Below are 19316 nucleotides of genomic sequence, written 5' to 3'. Positions count from 1 at the left end.
AAGCGCTTTCACAGAGGGTGTCCGGGGCCGTCGCCGCATCGGGGACGGCCCCTCGGCGCGCTCACCCGGCGTACGGGTCCGGTACCTTGCCCGGCCGGGCCAGGAAGGCGAAGTCGCAGCCGGTGTCGGCCTGGGTGATCTGTTCGTTGTAGAGCGCGCCGTAGCCGCGCTCGTACCGCTCGGGCGGAGGCGTCCAGGCGGCCCTGCGCCGCTGAAGCTCCTCGTCGTCCACGTTCAGGTGCAGGGTGCGCGCCTCGACGTCCAGGGTGATGGTGTCCCCCGTCCGCACCAGCGCGAGGGGCCCGCCGATGTAGCTCTCGGGCGCCACGTGCAGCACGCACGCGCCGTAACTCGTGCCGCTCATCCGGGCGTCGGAGATCCGCACCATGTCCCGCACGCCCTGCTTCAGCAGGTGGTCGGGGATGGGCAGCATCCCGTACTCGGGCATGCCCGGACCGCCCTTCGGACCGGAGTTCCGCAGCACGAGCACGGTGTCGGCGGTGATGCCGAGCTCCGGGTCGTTGATGGTCCGCTGCATCGTCCTGTAGTCGTCGAAGACGACCGCGGGACCGGTGTGCTTGAGCAGGTGCGGCTCGGCGGCGATGTGCTTGATGACGGCGCCGTCCGGGCAGAGGTTGCCGCGCAGGACGGCGACCCCGCCCTCGTTCGCGACCGGGTTCTCCCGGGCGCGGATGACGTCGTCGTTGTGCACGAGCGCGCCCTCGAGCTGCTCGCGCATCGTGTCGTACGAGACGGTCGGCCGGTCCAGGTGCAGGAGGTCGGTGATCCGGGACAGGAACCCGGGGAGCCCGCCCGCGAAGTGGAAGTCCTCCATCAGGTACGTCTGGCCGCCCGGCCGGACGTTCGCCAGCACCGGCACGGTCCGGGCGATCCGGTCGAAGTCGTCGAGCGTGAGCCGGACGCCGGCCCGGCCCGCCATGGCGATCAGATGGATCACGGCGTTGGTGGACCCGCCGAGCCCGAGCACGGTCATGACGGCGTCCTCGAACGCCTCCCGCGTCAGGATCTCCGACAGCTTCCGGTCCTTGCGCACCAGCTCCACGATCCGCATCCCGCTCTTCGCGGCCATCCGGTCGTGCCCGGAGTCCACGGCCGGGATGCTGGACGCGCCCGGCACCGTCACCCCGAGCGCCTCGGCGGCGGCGGTGAGCGTGGACGCGGTGCCCATGGTCATGCAGTGGCCGGGCGAACGGGCGAGCCCGTTCTCCAGTTCGGCCATCTCGCAGTCGCCGATGAGCCCGGCACGCTTGTCGTCCCAGTACTTCCACATGTCGGTGCCGGACCCGAGGACCTCGTTGCGCCAGTGGCCCGGCAACATGGGCCCGGCGGGCACGAACACGGTCGGCAGGTCGACGCTGGCCGCGCCCATGAGCAGCGCGGGCGTGGACTTGTCGCAGCCGCCCATCAGCACGGCCCCGTCCACGGGGTAGCTGCGCAGCAGCTCCTCGGTCTCCATCGCGAGCATGTTGCGGTAGAGCATCGGGGTGGGCTTCTGGTACGTCTCGCTCAGCGTCGACACCGGAAACTCCAGCGGGAACCCGCCGGCCTGCCACACCCCGCGCTTGACCGCCTGGGCCCGGTCGCGGAGGTGGACGTGACAGGGGTTGATGTCCGACCAGGTGTTGAGGATCGCGATAACCGGCTTGCCGAGGTGCTCCTCGGGCAGATAGCCGAGCTGGCGGGTGCGGGCGCGGTGGCTGAAGGAACGGAGCCCGTCGGTGCCGTACCACTGGTGGCTGCGGAGCTCCTCCGGCTTCTTCTGCTGCTCCTGAGGGTCCGTCACAGCGACCACCCGGCGGCGATGGCGGCGACCGTGGCCCGCTCGTCCTCGGGCAGCGGCTTGCTGGGCGCGCGGACGTCACGGCGGCACAGGCCGAGCGAGGCGAGGGCCTCCTTGACCACGGTGACGTTGTTGGCGGAGCCGTTGGCGGCGCGCAGCTCCTCGAAGCGGCGGATCTGCTCCCAGACCTTCATGGCGGCCGGGTAGTCGCCCGATCGAAGCGCTTCAATCATGTTCAGCGAGACGGACGGGGCGACGTTCACGAGCCCGGAGGTGAAGCCGGTGGCGCCCGCCGAGAAGTACGAGGGCGCGTACGGCTCCGCGAGCCCGGCCACCCACACGAAGCGGTCCAGACCGGCGTCGCGGGCGAACCCGGCGAAGCGCGCGGCGTCCGGGACGGCGTACTTGACGCCGATGACGTTGGGGCAGGCGTCGGCGAGTTCGGCGAGCCGGGCGCCCGGCAGCAGCGGGTTGCGGACGTAGGGCACGACGCCCAGCTCGGGCACGGCCTCGGCGACCGCCCGGTGGTAGTCGACCCAGCCGCCGTCGGAGACGTACGGGTGGACGGGCTGGTGGACCATCACCATCTGCGCGCCGACCTCGCGGGCGTGCCGCGCGGAGGCGACCGCGGTGGGGACGTCGTGCCCGACACCGACGAGGACGACGGCCCGGTCACCGGCCTCCTCCATGGTCAGCTCGGTGACGAGGCGGCGCTCCTCGGGGGTCAGCGCGTAGAACTCACCGGTGTTGCCGTTGGGCGTGACGGTGGTGATCCCGCCGTCGAGCAGCCGACGCAGCAGCGCCCGGTACACGTCCCGGTCGACGGTGCCGTCCTCGGCGAACGGAGTCACCGGGATCGCCACCACGTCGGCCAGGGCCGTCCGCCCGGTCTCGAACGTCACGCTGCTCATTGATGACCTTCCTCTTCCCGGACCTCCGGAAAGGCCCGATGGACGAACGACGCGATGTGCCCGTGCAGCGCGGCGGCGGCTCCGTCGGCGTCGCCGTCGAGCGCGAGCCGCAGGATCTCGCGGTGCTCCTCGGCCTCCCGCTCCCAGGAGGGGTCCGCGGCCCAGGCGACCGCGGAGACCAGCGCCGCCTGATCGCGGACCTGGTCGAGCAGCCGGCCGAGCAGCGGGTTGCCGCAGCACAGGTACAGCGCTCTGTGGAACTCACGGTTGGCCAGGGATCTCTCCGCGGTGTCGGCCGCCCGGTCGGAGCGGGCGAGCGCGTCCCGGGCCGCCTCCAGGGAGGCGCCGCGGCGCACGGCCCGCCGCAGGGCCTCCGGCTCCAGCAGCAGCCGCACGTCGTAGACCTCGCGCGCCATGTCCGCGTCCACCATGCGCACCGTGACGCCCTTGTACTGGCTCATCACGACGAGCCCGGTGCCGGCCAGGGTCTTGAGCGCCTCGCGCACGGGCGTCTTGGACACCCCGAACTGGGCGGCGAGCTCGGTCTCGACCAGGGCCTGCCCCGGGGTCAACTGCCCGGTGAGGATGCGGTGTTTGATCCCCTCCAGCACGTACTGCGTCCTGGAGGGGATCGGCGTCGGCACAGAGGTCATACGGGCCTCTCGGAGTCACGGAGACAGCACGGAACCACGACCGTCACCGGTGCGGGGCTCGCGTATCTGATCTCGCGTATCGCGTCTCATATATGACGTACGAAGTACGACGCGATGAAGTTAGAAGTGGCTCTGTGTTTCGTCAATGCTTCTGACAAAGAAAGTGCCAGCGACTTGAAAGCGCTTACTACGTTGGCGTCCGGGGCCGCCGGGCATGCCGCCCTCAGACGGTCACGGTCTCGCCCTCGCGAGCGGACCCGGTCGGTCCGCCGAAGGCCGCGGCGGCCCGCCCGGTCGCCGACTCCCGGGTGAGCGTGGGTCCGACATGGGTGACCAGGAGTCTGTCCGCGCCCTTGGCGTACGCGCCCGCGTCCTCCGGCGTGAGGTGCACGGGCCGTTCGCCTTCGCCATGCCGGTCGACGTCGGCCTCGCACAGGAACAGGTCGGCGCCGTCGGCGAGTTCGGTGAGCGCCGGGCACGGTCCGCTGTCGCCGGAGTAGGCGAGGACACGCCCCCCGCACTCGGCGCGCAGCCCGTACGCCTCGGTGTCGTGGTGGACGGCGCGCGCGGTGAGGCGGAGGTCCCCGTGCCGCACCGTGTGGCCGTCGCACAACGGCCGGAAATCGAGGATGCCGCTCAGGAAGCCCGGGTCCGGCCGCCCGAGGAACCGCGCGATCCGCTGCCCGCAGTCACCCGGCGCGTACACGGGCAGCGGCGCGGGCAGGTCGAGTCCGCCGTACGCGTACGCGTAGGCGGCCGCCAGCAGATCCGCGCTGTGGTCCGCGTGCAGATGGGAGATCCAGATCGCCGTGAGCCGTCTCGGGTCCATGTGCCGCTGCAACGCGGCGAAGGTCCCGAACCCGGCGTCCACCCACACGTGAGCGCCCCCGCCGCGCAGCAGATAACCGGAGCACGGGTGACCCGGCCCGGGGTGCGGCGAGGCGGTGCCGAGAACGGTGAGATCGAGGGCCATGAGGGGAGCGTACGGGGCCCCGGGGCGCCCCGTACGTGGGTCGCCCGGCTCCGCCCGCCGTCCCCGGACGGGACCGGCGCCTTATGGCCGAACCCGTCGCCCGCCCCGCGCGCCGCCGCCGTATCGGGCATCCGCCCGATCCCTACGGGAGGGCCTTAGCACCACGCTCACCTCCCATGACATGGACGTTGACGCGCGTCCTCAAGGACCGCGACGCGGGCCTGTACCTGGCCGCGGTGGTGGTGTCGGGCTTCGGCTCCTCCGCCCTGGGCCTGGTGGCGGGCATCTGGACGAAGGATCTCACCGGCTCGAACGCACTGGCCGCGCTGTGCCTGTTCGCCCTGTGGGCACCCACCCTCGCCGGCCCCCTGCTCGGCACCCTCGCGGACCGGGTGCGCCGCCGCCCGCTGCTGATCGGGACGAACCTGGGCCTCGCGGCCCTCGTCCTCGCCCTGCTCGCCGTGGACTCTCCGGCCGGCGTCGGGCTTCTGCTCGCGGTGCTGCTGGTGTACGGCGCCGTGGGCGTCGTCCAGGACGCGGCGGAGTCGGCCCTGCTGACGTCGGTCGTCGGCCCGACCCTGCTCGGGGACTACAACGGGCTGCGGATGACCGCCAACGAGGGCATGAAGCTGCTGGCGCCCCTGACGGGAGCCGGTCTGTATGCGGCGTACGGCGGCCCGTGGGTGGCACTGCCGGCCGCGGTCACGTTCGCCGTCGCGGCGGCGCTGCTGACCCTCCTGCGGATGCGGGAGCCCGTTCCCGTACCGCCCGAGGGGGTCTGGCGGGAGCGCGCCGCCGAGGGTGCCCGCCACATGTGGGCGCGGCCCATGCTGCGCCTGCTGGTGCTGTGCGCGGGCGCGACGATGCTGTGCGCGGGCGTCAACGGGGCGCTGATCTACGCGGTGGTGGACCGGTTGGGCCGCTCCCCCGCGTACACGGGTGTGCTGTACGTCGCCCAGGGCGCCGGGTCGGTGACGGTCGGGCTGGTCACGGGGCCGCTGCTGCGCCGGCTCGGGGAGTGCCGTTTCGCCGCGTACGGCATCGCGCTCACCGCCTGCGCCGTGGCGCTGCGCGCCGGCCCGCACGACGCGGTGGCGCTGGTGTGCAGTGCGGCCGTCGGCGCGGGGCTGCCGTGCGTGCTGATCGCGGCGCTCACTGCCGTCCAGCGGGGGACGCCGGGGCACCTTCTCGGTCGTACGGCGGCCACCGCGACCACCCTGATGTACGCCCCGAACGCCGTCGGCCTGGCCGTGGGCGCGGCGCTCGTCGCACACGTCGACGTGCGGGTGCTCCTGGTGGCCGTGGGGGTGGTCTGCCTGCTGCCGGTGCCGTGGCTCGTCGCACGGCACCGGCGGCAGGGGGTGTCCGGTGGCCTCGGTGGCTCCGGTGGCCCCGGTGGCCCCGGTGACTAGCCCAGCCCGGCCAGGGCCTCCCGTACCGCGGCCAGGTCGCCGTCCGACGCCAGCCCGGCGTGGTACAGCCGCAGTTCGGTCGCGCCGAGCTCCGCCGCGCGGGCCGCGTCCGCCGCCAGGGTGCCCGGGCTGCCGCCCATGCCCGACACCACCGTGAAGTTGGCGGCCAGTACGGCACCCTCCCGGCCCTGCTCCGCGAACGGGGCCAGCAGTCCGGGGCCGCCCGTGCAGGGCACGACCACACCGTCCGCCACCCCGAGAATGTGCCCGGCGTCCACGCCCGCGTTGGCTCCGCAGTGGTACGGCACGGGGTCCGCGTGCAGCAGCACCTGGAAGCCCTCGGGCGCGGCCGCCCGTACCGCCGTGACCGTCTCCTCCTGGAGGGTGCGGGCCCTCTCGTCGCGCCACGCGCGCGTGCCCGCGGCGCGCTCGGTGCCGAGCAGCTTCCCGACCAGCGGCCAGCCGCCGTCGGACACCTCTCCGCGCCACAGGGGCTCCAGCGCCTCCCGCACGGCCGCGGCCAGCCCGTCCGGGTCGAGTCCCGCCCCCGCGTACCCGTCCCGGCACGTCCCGCAGAAGCACAGCGACATCAGGTACTGCCCGGCCTCCCCGAGCCCCACGCCACCGGTCTTGTCATGGGCGTGCAGGTGGGCCAGCCCGTACCAGCCGAGCGACTCCAGCTCCGTGCCGGACGCTCCCGGCCGTACCGCCGCCTCGACCGCCAGGTCCACCAGGTACCGACGGGTCTCCGGCTGGGCGACGCAGGGCGCCCACGGATAGCGGTCGCCGTAGGCGTTGACCACGGAGGTCTCCGGGTGCTCGGCGCCCAGGCGGGAGCTGTGGGCGAGCACCACCCAGGTGTGCACCTCGAGACCGGCATTCGCCAGAACCGCCGCCGCCATGCCGAACGCGTCGCCGGGCGCCCAGTCCCCGGCGGGGTACGGGCGCAGCCGGCGGCCCGACCACCGGGCCTTCACCGGCGGGTACAGCACCGCGGCGTGCTCGGCCGTGACGATCCGGTGGCGGGGGTGGCGGGGGGTCAGCGCGCGCGTGGAGTGGTAGGCGGAGGCGAGCGTCACCTGTTGCACGCCGAGCCCCGCGATGAACTTCCCCGCCGCCGGGTCCCCGTTGACGTCCCAGGGGTAGACGAACGCCGACGCTTTCACTGTTCCTCCTCGTCGAGCAGCGCGTACCCGCGCTCGATCAGCTGCGCGAGCTGCTTGACATGATCCTCCGTCGGCTCGTGCAACGGGGGGCGTACTTCGCCGACGTCGAGACCGCGCAGCCGTACGCCCGCCTTGACCAGCGACACCGCGTAGCCGCGGCCCTGGGCGCGGAGTTCGACGAACGGGCGGTAGAAGCCGTCGAGCAGCCGCTCCACGCGCGCGTCGTCGCCCGTGGCGAGCGCCCGGTGGAAGGCGACCGCGACCTCGGGGGCGAAGCAGAACGCGGCGGAGGAGTAGAGGGTGATGCCGATGCCCCGGTAGGCGAGCGCGGTCATCTCGGCGGTCGGCAGGCCGTTGAAGTACAGGAAGCCGCCGGGTACCGCGCCGCGTACGGCGCTCACGGTCCGCTGCATCAGGTCCAGGTCGCCGAGGCCGTCCTTGAGGCCGATGATGCCGTCGGTGCGGGCGAGCCGGGCGACCGTCGCGGGCGTGAACACGGCGTTGTCGCGCTGGTAGACGATGACGTCGAGGGAGGTCGCCGCCGCCAGTTCGCGGTAGTGCCGCAGCAGGCCCTCCTGGGCGGCGAGCACGAGGTAGGGCGGCAGGGCGAGCAGTCCGTCGGCGCCCGCCTCCTCGGCCAGCCGCGCGTACCGGATCGCGAGCGCGGTGCCGTAGCCCGCGCCCGCCAGGACCGGCACCCGTCCCGCCGTCTCCTCGACGGCGGCCCGTACGCAACTCTGGAACTCCTCGGGCGTGAGGGCGTGGAACTCGCCGGTGCCGCAGCAGGCGAAGACGGCGGCGGCGCCGGCCTCGACGCCCCGGCGGACGTGCGCCCGGTAGACGTCGAGGTCGAGCGCGCCGTCCGGGCCGTACGCCGTCACGGGGAAGAACAGCGGCCCGCCGGGCGCGCCGAGTCGGGCGGCGAGAGGGGCTGACGTCACGGGCTCTCCCTGGGCAGGTTCATGCGCACGCACTGGTGCACGCTTCTGATTGGTGTTTACATTTCTGAACGCGCACCAAGCTAAGCCGCCCCCCGCGGCCGGTCAAGCACGCCAACAAGGCCGCACAGCAGCGGAATTCACCCCTCCGGAGGGCACCTGCCACTATCCTCCCGCGGCACTTGACGCGACAGGTGGCAGATCCTTAACTAGTCTCCGCAGTCCACGCATGTGAATGCCGTACATCCACGTGCACGACCGTCATGACACGCCCACGGCCTGCCGCCCCAAGGAGACCCGAGGATGCCCGCTCCCCGCACCGTTCTGCTCACCGGCGCCGCCGGCGGACTCGGCACCCTGATGCGGGAGCTGCTCCCGGAGTACGGCTACGAGCTGCGCCTCCTCGACATGCGCCCCGTCGACGGCGCACCGGACGCGATCGTCGCGGACCTCGCCGACCGGGACGCCCTGCGCGAGGCCGTCCGCGGTGCCGACGCGATCATCCACCTCGCGGGCATCTCCCTGGAAGCCCCCTTCGAGAAGATCCTGAAGGCGAACATCGAGGGCACGTACAACCTGTACGAGGCGGCCCGCGAGGAGGGCGTGCGGCGCATCGTCTTCGCCTCCTCCAACCACGCGGTCGGTTACACCCCGCGGCCCCAGGGCGACGACCCCCTCATCCCCGTCGACACCCCGCGCCGCCCCGACACCTTCTACGGCCTGTCGAAGTGCTTCGGCGAGGACCTCGCCCAGCTCTACTGGGACCGGCACGGCATCGAGACGGTCTCGGTGCGCATCGGCTCCTGCTTCCCCGAGCCCACCAGCGTCCGCATGCTGTCGGTGTGGATGAGCCCGGCCGACGGCGCCCGCCTCTTCCACGCGGCCCTGACGGCGGACGGCGTACAGCACACCGTCGTCCACGGCTCCTCCGCCAACACCCGCCTGTGGTGGGACCTCACCAGCGCCCGCGCACTGGGCTACGAGCCCCAGGACGACTCCGAGCCGTACGCCGAGAAGCTGATCGCCGAGCAGGGCGAGCTCGACCCGGACAACCCGGCGCACGCCGCCCTCGGCGGGCACTTCGTGAACGACCCGCCGATCTGGCCGTACTGACACACCTCGCATCGAGCGGGCGGGCACCGAACGGGCCCGCCCGCAGTCGTGTTCGGGCACACGCCCTGCCCGATCCCACCTTCCGCCCAGGTCCGACACGGGCGGCCGGCCCGCGAAACGGGCACGGACGGGCACCATCGGGCGCGCAACAGACCTGGTCAGCGACGCACACCGCCTGTAGAACTTCCCCCAGGGGCTCCATCGGGCCCGAACGGGCAGCGACAGTTCAAGGGAGAGCGGGTGTCGGCCATGAGTGCGGAAGAACGTCAGCGCGCCATCGTCACGGCCGCCCGCCGTACGGGGTCCGTCGACGTCACCGCGCTCGCCGCCGAACTGGGCGTCGCCAAAGAGACCGTACGGCGTGATCTGCGCGCCCTGGAGGACCACGGTCTCGTCCGCCGTACCCACGGCGGGGCCTACCCCGTGGAGAGCGCCGGGTTCGAGACGACGCTCGCCTTCCGCGCCACCAGCCACGTCCCCGAGAAGCGGCGGATCGCGGCCGCCGCGGCCGACCTGCTCGGTGACGCCGAGACCGTCTTCGTCGACGAGGGCTTCACCCCGCAGCTCATCGCCGAGGCCCTGCCCCGGGACCGGCCGCTGACCGTGGTCACCGCGTCCCTGCCGGTCGCGGGCGCGCTCGCCGAGGCCGGCACCGTCTCCGTGCTGCTGCTCGGGGGACGGGTGCGCCCGGGCACCCTCGCGACCGTCGACCACTGGACGACGAAGATGCTGTCCGGCTTCGTCATCGACCTCGCGTACATCGGCGCCAACGGCATCACCCGCGAGCACGGCCTCACCACCCCCGACCCGGCCGTCAGCGAGGTCAAGGCGCAGGCGATCCGGGCCGCGCGGCGCACCGTCTTCGCCGGGGTGCACACCAAGTTCGGAGCGGTCAGTTTCTGCCGCTTCGCCGATGCCGGCGCCCTGGACACGATCGTCACCAGCACCCTGCTGCCCGCGTCCGAGGCCCACCGCTACTCGATGCTCGGCCCGCAGGTCCTCCGGGTCTGAGCCCGCTTTCCCCTCGGCCCACTGCCCCCGCACGGGCCGGACGCACCCCTCACTGACCCCAGATGCACCCTTTATATCCCCATACGTCCAGGAGCGATCCATGCGAACCCCGAGCCGACGGAGGCCACGCGCGATAGCCGCGGCCGCCGCAGGGACGCTGCTCGCCCCGCTGCTCTCCGGCTGCTGGACCGGAGCCGGCGGGGCGGGTTCGGGTGGCGACGCCATCAACGTCCTCATGGTGAACAACCCGCAGATGGTGGAGTTGCAGAAGCTCACCCGCGCCCACTTCACCGCGGAGACCGGCATCAAGGTGAACTTCACCGTCCTGCCGGAGAACGACGTCCGCGACAAGATCAGCCAGGACTTCGCCAACCAGGCGGGCCAGTACGACGTCGCCACCTTGAGCAACTACGAGATCCCGATCTACGCCCGCAACGGCTGGCTGCGCGCGATGGACGACTATGTCGCCGAGGACCGGGACTTCGACGAGCAGGACATCCTCGCACCCATGCGCCAGTCGCTGACCGGCGACGACGGGAAGACGTACGGGCAGCCCTTCTACGGCGAGTCGTCCTTCCTGATGTACCGCAAGGACGTGTTCGAGGAGCAGGGCCTCACCATGCCCGAGCGCCCCACCTGGCAGCAGGTCGCCGACCTCGCCGCGCAGGCCGACGGCGCCGAAGGGGACATGAAGGGCATCTGCCTGCGCGGCCTGCCCGGCTGGGGCGAGGTGATGGCGCCCCTCACCACGGTGGTGAACACCTTCGGCGGCACCTGGTTCGACCAGGACTGGACGGCACGGCTCGACTCCCCCGAGTTCGAGAAGGCGACCAAGTTCTATGTCGACCTGGTCCGCTCCCACGGCGAGTCCGGCGCCGCCCAGGCGGGCTTCGCCGAGTGCCTGAACAACATGACGCAGGGCAAGGTCGCCATGTGGTACGACGCCACATCGGCGGCCGGATCCCTGGAGGCGGACAAGTCCCCCGTCAAGGGCAAGATCGGCTACGTACCGGCGCCGGTCGAGAGGACGGAGTCCTCCGGCTGGCTCTACACCTGGGCGTGGGGCATCCAGAACGCCTCCCGGAACACCGACAAGGCGTGGGAGTTCGTCTCCTGGGCGTCGAGCAAGGAGTACGAGGAGCTGGTCGGGGAGGAGTTCGGCTGGTCCAACGTCCCGGCGGGCAAACGGGCGTCGACGTACCAGAACCCCGCCTATCGCGAGGAGGCCGCCGCCTTCCAGGAGATGACCCGTGAGGCCATCGAGGCGGCCCGGCCCACCGATCCGGGGGTGCAGCCGCGGCCGGCGCCCGGCATCCAGTTCGTCGGCATCCCCGAGTTCACCGACCTCGGCACCAAGGTCGCCCTGGAGATCAGCGCGGCCGTCGCCGGGCGCCAGTCCGTCGAGACGGCCCTGGACAAGTCCCAGGAACTCGCCGAGCAGGTCTCCGAGGAATACGAGGGACGCTGATGACCGCCATTACGACACCCCCGGCCGCCGCCGCGCCACCCGCTCCCGCCGCCGGCCGGCCGCCCTCCACCCGGCTGCGCGCCTGGGCCACCCGGGCCCCGCTGCTGCCCGCCCTGATCTTCATGATCGTCGTCACCCAGCTGCCGTTCGTGGCGACGCTGGTGATCTCCTTCCTGGACTGGAACTCCCTCTACCCGGACGCCCGGCGCTTCGCGGGCTTCAGCAACTACGGGGAGGTCCTCACCGATCCCGACCTGCGCCGCTCGGTGTGGACGACGATCGTGCTGACCGTCACGGTCGTCCTGGTCAGCCTGGTCCTGGGACTGCTCCTCGCTCTCCTCCTGGACCGGAGGTTCCGGGGCCGGGGTGTGGTCCGCACCCTGCTGATCGCGCCTTTCCTGGTGGTCCCGGTGGCGGCGGCCCTGCTCTGGAAACATGTGCTCTTCAACCCCGAGTACGGCCTCTTCAACGGGTTGCTGCACTATGTGGGCGGCCCACAGCCGGACTGGCTCTCCGAGATGCCGCTGCTCGCGGTGGAGGCCTCGCTGATCTGGCAGTGGACGCCGTTCATGATGCTGATCCTGCTGGCCGGGCTGCAGAGCCGCGACCACCAGCAGATCGAGGCGGCCCGCGTGGACGGCGCGAGCGACTGGCAGATCTTCCGTCACCTCACGCTGCCGCATCTGCGCCGCTACCTCGAACTCGGCGCCCTGCTCGGCTCGATCTACATCGTTCAGAACTTCGACGCCGTCTTCACCCTCACCTCGGGCGGCCTCGGCACCGCGAACCTCCCCTACACCGTCTACCAGACCTTCTACCAGGCCCACGAGAACGGTCTCGCCTCCGCCGCGGGCGTCCTCGTCGTCATCGGATCGATCATCATCGCGACGTTCGCGCTGCGCGTGGTGTCGTCGCTGTTCCGCGAGGAGGTGTCGCGCTGATGAGCGCCACTGCGAACACCGCGAACTCCGCGATCCGCGTTCCCGGAGATCACCGGACGGGACGCACCCGCCGATGGAGGAGCGCCGGCCTGGGCGTGGCCGCCTGGCTGGCCGGACTGCTGTTCTTCCTGCCCATCGCCTGGATGGCGCTGACGTCGTTCCACTCGGAGGCCGACGCGGCGACCAACCCGCCCTCCTTCACGGCCGCCCTCACCCTGGACGGCTACCGCGAGTTCTTCGGCGTGGGGGGCGGCGCGAGCCCCTGGCCGGCGCTGATCAACTCGACGGTGGCATCCCTGGCCTCGACGCTCCTGGTCCTCGTCCTGGCCCTGCCGGCGGCGTACGCGCTGTCGATCCGCCCGGTGCGGAAGTGGACGGACGTCCTGTTCTTCTTCCTCTCCACGAAGATGCTGCCGGTGGTGGCGGGCCTGCTGCCGATCTACCTCTTCGCCAAGAACACGGACCTGCTGGACAACATCTGGCTGCTGGTCGTCCTCTACACGTCGATGAACCTGCCGATCGCCGTCTGGATGATGCACTCCTTCCTGGCGGAGGTCCCGGTCGCGGTCATCGAGGCGGCCCAGCTCGACGGCGCCCGTCTGCCGACGGTCCTCGCGCGCGTGGTGGCCCCCATAGCCGCCCCGGGCATCGCCGCCACCGCCCTGATCTGCTTCATCTTCAGCTGGAACGAACTGCTCTTCGCCCGGGTGCTCACGGGTGTGGTCGCCGAGACCGCCCCCGTCTTCCTGACCGGCTTCATCACCAGCCAGGGCCTGTTCCTGGCGAAGGTGTGCGCCGCGTCGCTCGTCATCTCCCTGCCGGTGCTCGCCGCGGGGTTCGCCGCCCAGGACAAGCTGGTCCAGGGCCTGTCGTTGGGAGCCGTGAAATGAAGGCCGCCGTCATCGAGTCCGTGGGGAAGGCCGTCGTCGCCGAGGTCCCGGACCCGACGCCAGGGCCGCGCGAGGTCGTCGTCGAGGTCGCCGCCTGCGGCCTGTGCGGCACGGATCTCCACATCCTCCAGGGCGAGTTCGCGCCCAAGCTGCCCATCGTTCCCGGGCACGAGTTCGCGGGCGAGGTCGTCGGGGTGGGCACCCAGGTCACCGAGGTGGCGGTCGGCGACCGGGTGGCGGTGGACCCGTCCCTGTACTGCCACGAGTGCCGCTACTGCCGTACGGGCCACAACAACCTGTGCGAGCGGTGGGCGGCGATCGGGGTGACCACGGCGGGTGGCGCGGCCCAGTACGCCGTGGCCCCGGTGGCGAACTGCGTGAAACTCCCCGACCACGTCCGCACCCAGGACGCCGCCCTGATCGAGCCCCTGTCCTGCGCGGTCCGCGGCTACGACGTCCTCCAGTCCCGTCTCGGCGCCCACGTCCTGATCTACGGCTCCGGCACGATGGGCCTGATGATGCTGGAGCTCGCCAAACGCACGGGCGCGGCGAGCGTGGACGTGGTGGACCTGAACCCGGCCCGCCTCGCCACAGCCCAGCAGCTCGGCGTCTCGGCCTCCGCCGCCACCCCCGACGAACTCGACCGTCCCCAGGGCTGGGACCTGGTCATCGACGCCACCGGCAACGCGGCGGCGATCCAGGACGGGCTGGGCCGGGTGGCGAAGGCGGGTACGTTTCTCCAGTTCGGCGTCGCCGACTACGCGACCCGCGTGGAGATCGACCCGTACCGCATCTACAACCAGGAGATCACTATCACGGGCTCCATGGCGGTCCTGCACAGCTACGAACGCGCGGCGGAGCTGTTCGCGAACGGGGTCCTGGACCCGGAGGTCTTCATCAGCGACCGGCTGCCGCTGGAGCGGTACCCGCAGGCGCTGGAGCAGTTCGCGTCCGGGGTCGGCAGGAAGATCGTGGTCGTCCCTTGATCAGGACTCTTGCAGCTGACCAGCTGATCAGCTGACCAGTTGACCAGGGACTTCTAGGGTGGGGGCATGCGACTCGTCCCCCACCCCGGCCCCGCTCCCGATTCCGGTCACGGGGCGCGCATGACCCGTGAGACCCGCTCCCTCCCCGTGCTCGCGCCGGACGCGGTGGACACGCCCTTCACCATCCTCGGCTATGGCGAGGTCTTCGCCCGCGACACCACCTGGAACGACCACTCCCACCCGTTCCACGAGCTGCTCTGGAACGAGCGCGGCGCGTCCACGGCCGTGGTCGGCGCACGTGTCTGGACGGTCACGCCCGCGCTGGGGCTGTGGATGCCCGCGGGCACGCTGCACTCCGGTTCGGCGGTCGCCGGCACCCGGATGCGCGCGAGCTTCTTCGGCTACGCCACCACGACCTCCATCTCCGACACCCCCGTGGCCGTGGAGATGACCCCGCTGCTGCGGCTGCTGCTGGAACGGCTCGGCGACCCCGGCCTCTCCCCCGCCTCACGGGCGACGACCGAGGCCATGGTGCTCGACGTGCTGGAGCCGTCGCCCCGCGAACTGCTCGTGCACGCGCCCACGTCCGCACTGCTGCGCCCGATCGCCGAGGCGGTGCGCGAGAACCCCGGCGACCAGCGGACGCTGGCGGACTGGGCGTCGGAGCTCGGCGTCAGTTCCCGCACGATCACGCGCGCGTTCAACGCCGAGACGGGCACCAGTTTCGCGCGCTGGATCGCGACGGTCCGCGCGCAGCACGCGGTCGCGCTGCTCACCCGGGGCTGGGACGTCGAGACCGTCGCGGAGCAGGTCGGCTACCGGTCGGCGAGCGCCTTCGGCGTGGCGTTCCGGCGTACGACCGGACTCACTCCGGGGATGTTCCGCGCCTAGGGTCACACATCGCCGCTTGTCCCGATCTCTACAACAGCTGTCCCAAAGAATCGATTGCGACACGGTTCACCCTCACTTAGAGTCCACGGAAGGCAAGCCTTACCTAACTGACTTGCCGGACAGTGGAGTACGAATCATGCGTTCATATCGCCTTCGGTCGCTCGCCGTGGCAGCGGTGGCCGTACTGGGCCTCTCCGCCTGCGGCGGTCAGTCCGACAACACCGACAACGGCGCCGCCGACAAGGGGGCGAAGGCGAGCGGCAGCAGCGCCGGCGCGTTCCCCATGACGGTGAAGCACGCCCTCGGCACGACCACCATCGACTCGAAGCCCAAGCGGGTCGCCACCGTCAACTGGGCCAACGACGAGGTGCCGCTCGCCCTCGGCGTCGTCCCGGTCGGCATGGCCAAGGCGAACTTCGGCGACGACGACGGCGACGGGGTCCTGCCCTGGACCGAGGAGCGGCTGAAGGAGCTCAAGGCCGACACGCCCGTCCTGTTCGACGAGACCGACGGCATCGACTTCGAGGCCGTGGCCGACACCAAGCCGGACGTCATCCTCGCCGCCTACTCGGGTCTGACCCAGCAGGACTACGACACCCTGAGCGAGATCGCGCCCGTGGTGGCGTACCCGGACGCCGCGTGGGCGACGCCGTGGCGCGAGATCATCCGCATGAACAGCAAGGCGATCGGTCTCGCCGACGAGGGCGAGAAGCTGATCTCCGACCTCGAGGGCGACATCGAGCAGACCGTCGCCAAGTACCCGCAGCTCAAGGGCAAGTCGGCGATGTTCATGACACACGTCGACCCGGGTGACGTCAGCAAGATCGGTTATTACAGCGCGCACGACACCCGGACGCTGTTCTTCGAGGACCTCGGGCTGAAGATCCCGGACAGCATCGCGAAGCTCTCCGAGGGCACGGAGAAGTTCTCCGGGACGCAGAGCGCGGAGCAGATCGACGTGTTCGACGACGTCGACATCATCACCGGGTACGGCGACGAGAAGGGCGAGCTCCTCAAGACGCTCGAGGAGGACCCCCTGCTGTCGAAGCTCCCCGCCATCGAGCGCGGCTCCACGGCCTTCCTCGCCGGCTCCGGCCCCGAGGCGACCGCGGCGAACCCGACGCCCCTGTCGATCTCCTGGGTGCTGGAGGACTACGTCGCCGCGCTCGCCAAGGCCGCGGACAAGGTCAAGTGACGACGGTCGACACCCGAGCAGTGCCGGAACCGGACGCCGCCGTGGTGCGGCGTCCGGCCCGTGTCCGGGCCCTGTGGCTGCTGGCCGCCCTGCTGGTCCTGGCCGCGGTCATGGTGGCGTCCGTCGCCTTCGGCTCGCGCAGCGTCGCCTGGTCCGACGTGTGGGCGGCGCTCGGCGGCGCGGACGGCACCCTGGAGGAGGCCGCGGCCACGAAGCGCATCCCCCGTACGGTGCTCGCGGTGCTGGTCGGCGCGGCGCTCGGGCTGGCCGGCGCCGTCATGCAGGGCGTGACCCGCAATCCGCTGGCCGACCCGGGGGTCCTCGGCGTCAACATGGGGGCCTCGCTCGCCGTCGTCACGGCGGTCGCGTTCTTCGGGCTCACCTCGGCGACCGGGTACATCTGGGTCGCGCTGGCGGGTGCCGCGGTCTCGGCCGTGTTCGTACACACGGTCGGCTCGTTCGGCCGGGGCGGCGCCACCCCGCTCAAGCTCGCGCTCGCCGGAGCCGCCACGTCGGCGGCGTTCGCCTCGCTCGTCACCGCCGTCATCCTCCCCCGCAACGACGTCACCGGAAGCTTCAAGCTCTGGCAGATCGGCGGCGTCGGCGGCGCGTCCTTCGACCGCATCGGGCAGGTGCTGCCCTTCCTGGCGGTGGGTTTCGCCGTCTGCCTGCTGTCGGCGCGGGGCCTGAACTCCCTCGCGCTGGGCGACGAGCTCGCGGCCGGACTCGGGGAACGCGTCGCCGTCGTACGGGCCACGGCCGCGCTCGGCTCCGTGATCCTGTGCGGCGCGTCGACCGCGATCGCCGGGCCCATCGGCTTCGTCGGCCTGGTCGTGCCGCACGCCTGCCGGCTGCTGGCCGGTGTCGACCACCGCTGGCTGCTGCCGTTCTCGGCCCTGCTGGGCGGCTCGCTGCTCACCGCCGCCGACGTGGTCGGACGGGTCGTGGCGCGTCCCGCCGAGATCGACGTGGGCATCGTCACGGCGCTGCTCGGCGCCCCGTTCTTCATCTACATCGTCCGCAGGCAGAAGGTGCGTGCCCTGTGAGTGACCCCGTCGTCACCCGGCCGCCGACGGTTCCGACGGTCCACGCCGTCGCCCGCGGCCGCGTCCGCCGCGCGTCCCGGCGGCGCCTGGTCGTCCTGACGCTGGCCCTCCTCGTCGTCGCCGGCTTCGTCGTGTCCCTGATGTTCGGGCAGACCTTCTACCCGTTCGACGACGTGGTCCGTGTCGTCCTCGGCGAGCAGGTGCCGGGCGCGTCCTTCACCGTCGGGCGGCTGCGGCTGCCGCGTGCGGTGCTCGCCGTGGTCGCGGGGTTCAGCTTCGGCCTGGCCGGTGTCACCTTCCAGACGATGCTCCGCAACCCCCTCGCGAGCCCGGACGTCATCGGCATCAGCTCCGGCGCGAGCGCCGCGGCCGCCATCGCGATCGTGACCCTGTCCCTCGGCGAGACGGCGGTGTCGGCCCTCGCCATCGTCGCCGGGCTGGGCGTGGCGCTGCTGGTGTACGGCCTGGCGTTCAAGGACGGTGTCGTCGGCACCCGGCTGATCCTGATCGGCATCGGGATCGCCGCCATGCTGGACAGCGTCATCTCGTACGTGATGTCCCAGGCCGCCGAGTGGGACTTCCAGGAGGCGATGCGCTGGCTGACGGGCAGCCTCAACGGCACGACGTGGGAGCAGGTCGTCCCCGCCGCCGTCGCCCTCGCCCTGCTCGCCCCCGTGCTGCTGTCGCAGTCACGCAACCTCTCCGCGCTGCAGCTCGGCGACGACACCGCCTCCGCCCTCGGCGTCCGCGTCGAGCGCACCCGGATCACGGTGATCGTCGCTGCCGTCGGCCTGATCGCCTTCGCGACCTCGGCCTGCGGGCCGATCGCCTTCGTGGCGTTCCTCTCCGGTCCCATCGCGGCCCGGATCGTCGGCCCGGGCACCTCCCTGCTGGTGCCCGCCGGGCTCGTCGGCTCCCTGCTCGTCCTCGTCGCCGACTTCACCGGCCAGTACGCCTTCGACACCCGGTTCCCGGTCGGCGTCGTCACCGGCGTCCTGGGCGCGCCCTACCTCGTCCATCTGATCATCCGCACCAACCGGGCGGGAGGCTCCCTGTGACCACGTCCCACACCCTGGCGGCCGAGCGGCTCACCCTCGGCTACGGCGACCGCGCCGTCGTCGAGTCCCTCGATCTCGCCGTGCCGCCGGGCCGGGTCACGGCCGTCGTCGGCGCGAACGCCTGCGGCAAGTCGACACTCCTGCGCTCGATGTCCCGGCTGCTCGCGCCCCGCGAGGGCCGCGTCGTCCTGGACGGCAAGGAGGTGCACCGCCTGCCCGCCAAGGAACTGGCCCGCACCCTGGGGCTGCTGCCCCAGTCGCCGCTCGCCCCCGAGGGCATCACGGTCGCCGACCTAGTCGGCCGCGGCCGCCACCCCCACCAGGGCCTCTTCGCCCGCTGGAACGAGAAGGACGACGAGGCGGTGGCGGCGGCCCTGGACGCCACGGACACGGCGGCCCTCGCCGACCGCGCCGTGGATGAACTCTCCGGCGGCCAGCGCCAGCGGGTGTGGATCGCGATGGCGCTCGCCCAGCAGACCGACCTGCTGCTGCTCGACGAGCCCACGACCTATCTCGACGCCAGCCACCAGGTCGAGGTGCTGGACCTGCTGACCGACCTCAACCGTTCGCGCGGCACCACCATCGTCATGGTCCTGCACGACCTCAACCTCGCCGCCCGCTACGCGGACCACCTGATCGCCCTCGCCGGGGGACGGCTCCACGCGGCCGGTACTCCGGAGGAGGTCCTGACGGAGGACACCGTCCGCACCGTGTTCGGCCTGGACAGCCGCATCATCGAGGACCCCGTCTCGGGCAGGCCCCTGATGCTCCCGATCGGCCGCCACCACGTCAGACCGACGGCCGACGCCCGATCGGCGGCAAAGTAAGGGAACGGCAAAGCGGGTCCGGTCGTTCACCAGGCA

Annotated in this window: 18 protein-coding genes; 12 read left to right on the top strand and 6 right to left on the bottom strand. The window is 71.8% G+C overall.

Annotation, left to right across the window (positions count from 1 at the left end; all coding sequences use genetic code 11):
- Positions 1 to 61: 61 nt before the first annotated feature.
- From araD to IE242_RS30800, 4 genes are all read right to left on the bottom strand, one after another.
- On the bottom strand, positions 62 to 1804 hold the full coding sequence (gene araD / locus IE242_RS30815; RefSeq protein WP_189865148.1) for an L-arabinonate dehydratase: 1743 nt from the start codon (positions 1802 to 1804) through the stop codon (positions 62 to 64).
- A complete protein-coding gene (locus tag IE242_RS30810) occupies positions 1801 to 2712 on the bottom strand; it encodes a dihydrodipicolinate synthase family protein (RefSeq protein WP_189865146.1) in 912 nt (303 codons plus the stop codon). The genes araD and IE242_RS30810 overlap by 4 nt, the downstream gene beginning before the upstream one ends.
- Complete coding sequence (locus tag IE242_RS30805) at positions 2709 to 3365, bottom strand: GntR family transcriptional regulator (protein WP_189865145.1); 657 nt, start codon at positions 3363 to 3365, stop codon at positions 2709 to 2711. The genes IE242_RS30810 and IE242_RS30805 overlap by 4 nt, the downstream gene beginning before the upstream one ends.
- Before the next feature lie 223 nt (positions 3366 to 3588).
- On the bottom strand, positions 3589 to 4338 hold the full coding sequence (locus IE242_RS30800; protein ID WP_189865143.1) for an MBL fold metallo-hydrolase: 750 nt from the start codon (positions 4336 to 4338) through the stop codon (positions 3589 to 3591).
- Positions 4339 to 4514: 176 nt separating this feature from the next.
- Here IE242_RS30800 and IE242_RS30795 point away from each other — a divergent pair, with 176 nt between their 5' ends.
- Positions 4515 to 5750 carry an MFS transporter gene (locus IE242_RS30795; protein ID WP_189865141.1) on the top strand — a complete coding sequence of 412 codons (1236 nt, stop codon included), beginning with the start codon at positions 4515 to 4517 and terminating at the stop codon, positions 5748 to 5750.
- On the opposite strand, the gene IE242_RS30790 is transcribed toward IE242_RS30795, so the two are convergent.
- Both IE242_RS30790 and IE242_RS30785 read right to left on the bottom strand, forming a co-directional pair.
- Positions 5747 to 6916: a hypothetical protein gene (locus IE242_RS30790; protein WP_189865139.1), complete on the bottom strand. Its 1170-nt coding sequence runs from the start codon at positions 6914 to 6916 to the stop codon at positions 5747 to 5749. The two genes, IE242_RS30795 and IE242_RS30790, sit on opposite strands and share 4 nt — an antisense overlap.
- Positions 6913 to 7857 (bottom strand): 5-dehydro-4-deoxyglucarate dehydratase, encoded by a 945-nt coding sequence (locus IE242_RS30785; RefSeq protein WP_189865138.1) that lies wholly within the window; start codon positions 7855 to 7857, stop codon positions 6913 to 6915. Before IE242_RS30785 ends, IE242_RS30790 begins: the two co-directional genes overlap by 4 nt.
- 300 nt (positions 7858 to 8157) lie before the next feature.
- Here IE242_RS30785 and IE242_RS30780 point away from each other — a divergent pair, with 300 nt between their 5' ends.
- The 11 genes from IE242_RS30780 to IE242_RS30730 all read left to right on the top strand — a co-directional run bounded on the left by IE242_RS30780 (position 8158) and on the right by IE242_RS30730 (position 19280).
- Positions 8158 to 8967, top strand: a complete 810-nt coding sequence (locus IE242_RS30780; protein ID WP_189865136.1) for an NAD-dependent epimerase/dehydratase family protein — start codon at positions 8158 to 8160, stop codon at positions 8965 to 8967.
- A 240-nt stretch (positions 8968 to 9207) separates the two neighbouring features.
- A complete protein-coding gene (locus IE242_RS30775) occupies positions 9208 to 9978 on the top strand; it encodes a DeoR/GlpR family DNA-binding transcription regulator (RefSeq protein WP_189865134.1) in 771 nt (256 codons plus the stop codon).
- A gap of 100 nt (positions 9979 to 10078) precedes the next feature.
- Entirely contained in the window at positions 10079 to 11446 is a 1368-nt protein-coding gene (locus IE242_RS30770) for an ABC transporter substrate-binding protein (protein ID WP_189865132.1), read from the top strand.
- Positions 11446 to 12387, top strand: a complete 942-nt coding sequence (locus tag IE242_RS30765; protein ID WP_189865131.1) for a carbohydrate ABC transporter permease — start codon at positions 11446 to 11448, stop codon at positions 12385 to 12387. The genes IE242_RS30770 and IE242_RS30765 overlap by 1 nt, the downstream gene beginning before the upstream one ends.
- Entirely contained in the window at positions 12387 to 13277 is an 891-nt protein-coding gene (locus tag IE242_RS30760; protein ID WP_229859656.1) for a carbohydrate ABC transporter permease, read from the top strand. Before IE242_RS30765 ends, IE242_RS30760 begins: the two co-directional genes overlap by 1 nt.
- The gene (locus IE242_RS30755; protein ID WP_189865130.1) at positions 13274 to 14263 is read left to right on the top strand and encodes a zinc-dependent alcohol dehydrogenase family protein; all 990 of its coding nucleotides are present in this window, start codon (positions 13274 to 13276) and stop codon (positions 14261 to 14263) included. The genes IE242_RS30760 and IE242_RS30755 overlap by 4 nt, the downstream gene beginning before the upstream one ends.
- Positions 14264 to 14383: 120 nt before the next feature.
- A complete protein-coding gene (locus IE242_RS30750) occupies positions 14384 to 15154 on the top strand; it encodes a helix-turn-helix domain-containing protein (RefSeq protein ID WP_189865127.1) in 771 nt (256 codons plus the stop codon).
- Positions 15155 to 15290: 136 nt separating this feature from the next.
- Positions 15291 to 16349, top strand: coding sequence for an iron-siderophore ABC transporter substrate-binding protein (locus tag IE242_RS30745; protein WP_189865125.1), 1059 nt, complete (start codon positions 15291 to 15293; stop codon positions 16347 to 16349).
- Positions 16346 to 17395, top strand: a complete 1050-nt coding sequence (locus tag IE242_RS30740; protein WP_189865123.1) for a FecCD family ABC transporter permease — start codon at positions 16346 to 16348, stop codon at positions 17393 to 17395. The genes IE242_RS30745 and IE242_RS30740 overlap by 4 nt, the downstream gene beginning before the upstream one ends.
- A complete protein-coding gene (locus IE242_RS30735) occupies positions 17392 to 18453 on the top strand; it encodes a FecCD family ABC transporter permease (RefSeq protein ID WP_189865121.1) in 1062 nt (353 codons plus the stop codon). Before IE242_RS30740 ends, IE242_RS30735 begins: the two co-directional genes overlap by 4 nt.
- Positions 18450 to 19280, top strand: a complete 831-nt coding sequence (locus IE242_RS30730; protein WP_189865119.1) for an ABC transporter ATP-binding protein — start codon at positions 18450 to 18452, stop codon at positions 19278 to 19280. The genes IE242_RS30735 and IE242_RS30730 overlap by 4 nt, the downstream gene beginning before the upstream one ends.
- The last annotated feature ends 36 nt before the right edge of the window (positions 19281 to 19316 follow it).

Source organism: Streptomyces poonensis, assembly GCF_014650915.1.
Taxonomy (GTDB): domain Bacteria; phylum Actinomycetota; class Actinomycetes; order Streptomycetales; family Streptomycetaceae; genus Streptomyces; species Streptomyces poonensis.
This window is presented reverse-complemented; position numbering and strand designations above follow the sequence as displayed.

What these genes read in the sequence shown, in the direction of transcription:
- IE242_RS30810 (WP_189865146.1), bottom strand. Translation starts at nt 2,712, where the DNA reads ATGAGCAGCGTGACGTTCGAGACCGGGCGGACGGCCCTGGCCGACGTG.
- IE242_RS30805 (WP_189865145.1), bottom strand. Translation starts at nt 3,365, where the DNA reads ATGACCTCTGTGCCGACGCCGATCCCCTCCAGGACGCAGTACGTGCTG.
- IE242_RS30800 (WP_189865143.1), bottom strand. Translation starts at nt 4,338, where the DNA reads ATGGCCCTCGATCTCACCGTTCTCGGCACCGCCTCGCCGCACCCCGGG.
- IE242_RS30795 (WP_189865141.1), top strand. Translation starts at nt 4,515, where the DNA reads ATGACATGGACGTTGACGCGCGTCCTCAAGGACCGCGACGCGGGCCTG.
- IE242_RS30780 (WP_189865136.1), top strand. Translation starts at nt 8,158, where the DNA reads ATGCCCGCTCCCCGCACCGTTCTGCTCACCGGCGCCGCCGGCGGACTC.
- IE242_RS30770 (WP_189865132.1), top strand. Translation starts at nt 10,079, where the DNA reads ATGCGAACCCCGAGCCGACGGAGGCCACGCGCGATAGCCGCGGCCGCC.
- IE242_RS30765 (WP_189865131.1), top strand. Translation starts at nt 11,446, where the DNA reads ATGACCGCCATTACGACACCCCCGGCCGCCGCCGCGCCACCCGCTCCC.
- IE242_RS30760 (WP_229859656.1), top strand. Translation starts at nt 12,387, where the DNA reads ATGAGCGCCACTGCGAACACCGCGAACTCCGCGATCCGCGTTCCCGGA.
- IE242_RS30755 (WP_189865130.1), top strand. Translation starts at nt 13,274, where the DNA reads ATGAAGGCCGCCGTCATCGAGTCCGTGGGGAAGGCCGTCGTCGCCGAG.
- IE242_RS30750 (WP_189865127.1), top strand. Translation starts at nt 14,384, where the DNA reads ATGACCCGTGAGACCCGCTCCCTCCCCGTGCTCGCGCCGGACGCGGTG.
- IE242_RS30745 (WP_189865125.1), top strand. Translation starts at nt 15,291, where the DNA reads ATGCGTTCATATCGCCTTCGGTCGCTCGCCGTGGCAGCGGTGGCCGTA.